The 5,202-nt window shown below is 60.0% G+C and carries 4 protein-coding genes; all 4 read right to left on the bottom strand.

All coding sequences use genetic code 11. The features are described from left to right. Window positions 1-153: 153 nt before the first annotated feature. Complete coding sequence (gene mdoH, locus E1297_RS04515; protein ID WP_155134441.1) at window positions 154-1,893, bottom strand: glucans biosynthesis glucosyltransferase MdoH; 1,740 nt, start codon at window positions 1,891-1,893, stop codon at window positions 154-156. Window positions 1,894-1,903: 10 nt separating this feature from the next. Next, window positions 1,904-2,251, bottom strand: a complete 348-nt coding sequence (locus E1297_RS04510) for a hypothetical protein (RefSeq protein ID WP_155134438.1) — start codon at window positions 2,249-2,251, stop codon at window positions 1,904-1,906. Further along, the gene (locus E1297_RS04505; protein ID WP_368669460.1) at window positions 2,248-3,840 is read right to left on the bottom strand and encodes a glucan biosynthesis protein; all 1,593 of its coding nucleotides are present in this window, start codon (window positions 3,838-3,840) and stop codon (window positions 2,248-2,250) included. The genes E1297_RS04510 and E1297_RS04505 overlap by 4 nt, the downstream gene beginning before the upstream one ends. A 200-nt stretch (window positions 3,841-4,040) precedes the next feature. Then, entirely contained in the window at window positions 4,041-5,144 is a 1,104-nt protein-coding gene (locus E1297_RS04500; protein ID WP_155134435.1) for an NAD(P)/FAD-dependent oxidoreductase, read from the bottom strand. Window positions 5,145-5,202: the final 58 nt, after the last annotated feature.

Raw genomic sequence — 5,202 nt, 5'->3', positions numbered from 1 at the left:
TCTCCATCCCAAACAGATGATATTGGGCAGAATTGGCGCGCCCAGCTGCACACTCCAGCAATATGCAGAGAACTCCTCAATAGCGGTCTCCGGCATCTTTGATCATCAGGTGATTGTTCGGACCATTTTCCTCGAACGGGATCCCCAAGGCACTCACGCAGCTGCAATCTTGCGGATTTCCGCCATGGTACCGATAACCGGATCAGGCGTGTGCTCAATCGGGATACGGAACAGCCCAAGCCGTTTTGTGAACCGGCCCAAACCGACGGAGGCTGTCGCAAACACCAGTAAAGGCGCAGCGACCAGCGGAACCGAAACCGGCATCAGCCAATAGAAAAGTTCCGGGGTAAACTGATGGGAAAACCCAAGCCCGGCAGCCCCAATCAGCATCATCCACCAGGTGGCCGCGATGCTCGCCCCAAATGACAGAGACCCGTCGGCACGGTCCGCAGCAGGCCAGCCCGCATCCGCGCCGGTCACGACCTGAAGCACCGAGCGGCACTGGAACATCATGTGAAGCGGCGCCAGAACCGACGTCAGAAAGATTTCCAGAAAACCGCCAAGGGCAAGCCGGAACGCCCCGCCAAACTCCTTGCGGCTCTGCTTCAACAGGGCCTGGATGATTAGCGCAAGCTTGGGCAGGAGCAGCAACGCCACCAGCCCGAACAACAACGCCAGGGCCGTTCCGGTTTCGGGATGCGGAAAGGTCGGAAACGGCGAGCGTCCGTCAAAATAGACCGGTGGCGGGGCAAGCATGGGGGCGGCAAGGCTGGCGATCAGAAACAGGAACCACAGCGGGGACGCCAGATACCCGAAAATGCCCTGCAGAATCGAAAACCGGCTCCAGAACCTGAACCGGGGTGCGTAGAGCAAACGGCCGTGCTGAAGGTTGCCCTGACACCAGCGCCGGTCGCGCTTGGCATATTCCACCATGTTGGGCGGGGCTTCCTCATAGGACCCGGTCAGATCGGGATCGAGCCGCACCTTCCAGCCGTCCCGGGCCAGAAGCGCCGCCTCCACCGTGTCATGGCTAAGGATGTGACCGCCAAAGGGTGGCTTGCCGCTCAATGGCGCCATGCCGCAAGAAGCGGCAAATGCCTTGGTCCGAACCAGCGCATTGTGCCCCCAGAACGACCCCTCCCCGCCCTGGACGGAGGCGAGGCCGCGCGCGAAATAGGGAGCATAGAGCGCGGTCGAAAACTGGAGCAGCCGGCCGAACAGGGTTTCAAGCCCCTGAATCTGCGGCAGGGTTTGCAGGAGCCCGAGCCCGGGGTCCGCTTGCATGCGGCGCACCATCTCGACAATTGTCTCGCCGGTCATCAGACTGTCCGCATCAAGGATCAGCATGTGCTCATAGGCGCCACCATAATTCATCACGAAATCGGCGATGTTGCCCGCCTTGCGCCCGATGTTCTTCTCACGGTGCCGGTAAAACAGCCGGCTGCCCGCACCTTCGCGGACCAAAACCCTGCGGTATTCGGCGGCTTCAGCCCCGGCGATGTCGGCGCGTGTCGTGTCCGACAACACGAAAAAGTCAAATTGTGCCTCTTCAGGCAGCGCACGCACCGACCGCATGATGGCGGTAAGACGGGCAAAGATAGTGGCGGTTTCCTCATTGTAGATCGGCATCAGGATGGCGGTGCGCCCGGTCACCGGCCCGTCACTGCGTGCGACCCTGTCGGGCGGAAACAACAAACCGAAAAACGCAATGCACCCGCCCCAGGCCAGCCAGAACGCGGCGACCGACAACAGACCGATCCGGATCAGGTCCAGCCGGTCATAGCCGTCGGATTGCACAACCGTCCCGAACATAGAGGCAGCGGCAAAGGTCATTGCGCAGGCGAAGGTCACCATACCTATGCGCCGGGTAATGACCACAAGACGTCCTGTCATCCTGGAAAACCTAGCGCTTGCGCACGCCCTGAGGCAGACGGCGCCGGTCCGGGAAGTGAGCGCTCAACAGCGCAAGACAGGCTGCCTTGAGCCCGGACAAACGGGTGCCGAAGGACGGGCACAGATCATGTTCGGGCATCGCCAACCGGTGCCTTGCCGGCGGAACCGGCAAGGATTTCAGGATCTGTTCATCGCCCGGCGCGGGATCTCCGGCTGCTTTCAATACGTCCAGCACAGCGGTCTGCATTTCGAAGTCGGTCAAATCATGCCGTCCAAGGCGCGCACGCAACCGCCTCAACATCGCCGGGTCCACGGCTGCCGTATTCATGTCGATCGAATTCCGCACGGTTGCCGTCATGACCGGCCGCTCCACTGATACATCCAGGTTTCGGTAACATCCTGACCGTTCTCGGTAAGCGAGAGGATCAATTCCACCGGGCGGCGCTCATTTTCCCTCTGGATGTCAACGATCAAACGCCACACGCCGCCTTCCAGCCGCTGCAGCAGCTGGTCTGTCGGCTTGCCGTTTTGAACGCTGAGCCTGGCTTGCAGTTCCCTGTCTGCGCCCATTTCCGCCATCCGGTCACCGCCGAACTCGATTACAAACTTGCGCAAGTTGGGATGAGGGTCCGAAGCCCCCGCCCCGCCATGGCCTGTACTGGTCCGGATCACGCGGCCCAGATCAGTGCCCGGTTCTGGCTCACGCCCCCACAGCATCCGGTATTCAAACCGGTGTTCGGATCCGGCGTCCATACCGTTTTCAGGAACCCAGAATGCCACGATGTTGTCGTAGATTTCCTTGTCCGCCGGGATTTCGGCCAGCATGACCTGGCCCTTGCCCCAGTCATTGACCGGCTCGATCCACAGCGACGGGCGCCGCTCGTAGCGGGCCTCCGTGTCCTGATAATTGTCGAAATTGCGGTCCCGCTGCGACAATCCGAAGCCGCGCGGACTCTCCTCGTCCAGAAAGGACAGGGACAGCCGGTCCGGGTTGCGCAAGGGGCGCCAAAGACGCTGACCGTCCTTGCGCAGAACCAGCAGTCCGTCATTGTCATGCACTTCCGGCCGGTAGTCGTCATAGCCAACCCGGTCGTTCTCGCCATAAAGAAACATTGACGTGAGGGGGGCAATTCCCAGGCGTGTCACATCGGAGCGCAGGAAAATGCGCGCATCGACGTCAATCACCGTGTTGACACCAGGCTTGATCACAAACCGGTACGCCCCGGTCGCACTCTTGCTTTCAAGTTCGGCATAGAGCGTCAAATCGGCATCACGGTCTTGCGGCTTTTGCAGGTAGAAACGGGTGAATTTTGGGAACTCCTCAGCCCCCGAAATCGCCGTGTCGATCGCAAGTCCCCTTGCGGACAGGCCGTACAGGTTGCCCTTGCCCAGCGCCCGGAAATAGCTCGCTCCAAGGAAGGTTATCAGTTCGTCGTAATAATCCGGCGTGTTCAACGGATAATGCAGCCGGAAACCGGCAATGCCAGGGAGTTTGACACCTTCGAACCGCGCCGGGTCAAGCGGTTCGCGATACTCGAAATCCGCACCTGTGAAATTCAGCGGAAGCACCTCGGTGTCCGTGATTTCGTAAAGCTCGACCGGCTCGTTGTAGAGCCAGCCGGGATGAAACGCATGAAGCTCGTAATTCGATGGCAAATCACCCCAAATGGCGCGTTCCGGGCGATACCGGATGGCGCGGTGCTTGTCGTAGTCGAGCTCTGCCAGAATCTCGGGAAGGGCCGGAGTGTCCGGCTTATAGGCTTTTGCCGCTTTCTCCTTGATGCCACTTGCAAATGCCTCGAAATCGAATGGTTTTTCCGCTTGAGGCGCAGGTACACTCGGTTCGGCGGCGGGTGTCTGAGGTTCCGCAGCCGTCGCGGTGCCAAGAGTTGCCATGGCACCGAAACACAAGGCGGTGCCCGCAAGAAATCTACGTCGATCGATCACGTCGGTCGGTTACCCTGTTCGGTTAGTAACAAATTCGTTAACGGGAATTAAGAGGGGGACTGCGGCAAAATTAAGAAACAATCAAGACCAACTGGGGACGATTAGGCGAATAACCGGTTGTTATCTCGGGAATTTTAACCGTAATGACGCATTGCACAAAGGTTAACTGAGAAATTCCTCGAGGCGCAATCTCAGGTGGGTCACCCCAAGTGTTGCCGGACGTGATCACCGATCGCAAGGGCGGCGGTCAGTCCCGGAGACTCGATCCCATACAATGCGACCAGACCGCTGACATCGTGGCAAGACGGCCCGTCGATCCGGAAATCCGCCAGCGCATCACCGGGTCCTGCAATCTTGGGGCGGATGCCGCAATAATCCGGCTCCAGGGCGCCGTCCGGCACATCCGGCCAGTAATTTCGAATGGCGGCATAGAACCGTTCACCACGGGCCGGATCCACTGCATAGTCCATCGTCTCGACCCATTCGACATCCGGACCGAACCGCGCCTGGTGCTGCAAGTCCAGTGTCAGATGAATGCCCAAACCACCCGGCTCCGGCACCGGATAGACCAGCCGCGAAAACGGGGATTTTCCGGTCAGCTTGAAATAGCTGCCTTTGGCCAGGTAGGCGCGCAGCGGGCCAAGCGGTTCGATCTGGCCGGCAAGGGCGATTGTACCGTGACCTGCACTGAGCACCAACTCGCCGCAAGTGATCGCATATCCCGGCACCTGCCCGTCTGCGACCCTTATGCAAAACCCGCCACTGCAAAGCCGTTCAACACCGGTGACGGCGGTATTGAGAACAACCTGCCCGCCATGGGCCTCCAGCTCTCCCTGAAGCGCAAGCATGAACCCGTGGCTGTCGACAATCCCGGTCGACGGTGACAACAGCGCACCGGCCACATCCAGGACCGGTTCCAGCGCCTGAACATCTGCAGCAGACAGCATTTCCAGATCCGTGACGCCGTTCTCGGCCGCCTTCTGCCTGATCGCCGCCAGCTCCCGGAGTTGGTCTGCCTGTGTCGCCACGATCAGCTTGGTGATGCGTTCGTGCCCGATACCATGCACGCGGCAATAGGCATAAAGCTGGTGTTTGCCCTCGACACACAACCGGGCTTTCAGGCTACCGGTCGGGTAGTAGATGCCTGCATGGATGACCTCGCTGTTGCGCGAACTGGTCTCCGATCCGATCAGGCCATTGCGCTCCAGAACCATGACCTCCCGGCCCGCCACGGCCAGAGAACGGGCGCAGGCCAAGCCGACCACGCCAGCACCGATTACCAGGGTTTCGATATCAACCGCCATCCGGCACCTCCTTACTGAACGGCTTTCGAAAGACCTCTGCATATTGAAGCCAATCGAA

The sequence above is a fragment of the Roseibium sp. RKSG952 genome, from assembly GCF_009711355.1.
This window is presented reverse-complemented; position numbering and strand designations above follow the sequence as displayed.

Excerpts from the sequence above, each read along its gene's own strand:
- mdoH (WP_155134441.1), bottom strand. The coding sequence starts at position 1,893 with ATGACAGGACGTCTTGTGGTCATTACCCGGCGCATAGGTATGGTGACC.
- E1297_RS04510 (WP_155134438.1), bottom strand. The coding sequence starts at position 2,251 with ATGACGGCAACCGTGCGGAATTCGATCGACATGAATACGGCAGCCGTG.
- E1297_RS04500 (WP_155134435.1), bottom strand. The coding sequence starts at position 5,144 with ATGGCGGTTGATATCGAAACCCTGGTAATCGGTGCTGGCGTGGTCGGC.